Genomic DNA, 210 nt, shown 5'->3' with positions numbered 1-210 from the left:
GTGGCGGCGCGCAGTGCCGCGTCGAGCTGCGCGGGGAGCAGCACGGCGTCCGTGGTGATCACCACGAGCATCGTCGCGAGGCCGGGAGCCAGCATGCCCGCGCCCTTCGCCATGCCGCCGATCGTCCAGCCGTCGCGCTTCACGACCGCCTTCTTCGGCGTCGAGTCGGTCGTCATGATGGCCTCGGCGGCGTGGCCGCCGCCGTTCGAC

At 73.3% G+C, this 210-nt stretch carries 1 protein-coding gene; it reads right to left on the bottom strand.

Features of this window, described 5'->3' with window-relative positions:
* Positions 1–210, bottom strand: a 210-nt coding sequence (locus tag FJ658_RS15100) for a bifunctional ornithine acetyltransferase/N-acetylglutamate synthase (RefSeq protein WP_181408491.1), incomplete at both ends; no start/stop codon positions are given.

The organism is Schumannella sp. 10F1B-5-1 (assembly GCF_006517535.1).
In the GTDB taxonomy this organism is placed as follows: Bacteria; Actinomycetota; Actinomycetes; order Actinomycetales; family Microbacteriaceae; genus Schumannella.
Note: the sequence above shows the minus strand (reverse complement) of the source record. Positions and strands in the feature narration are given on the sequence as shown.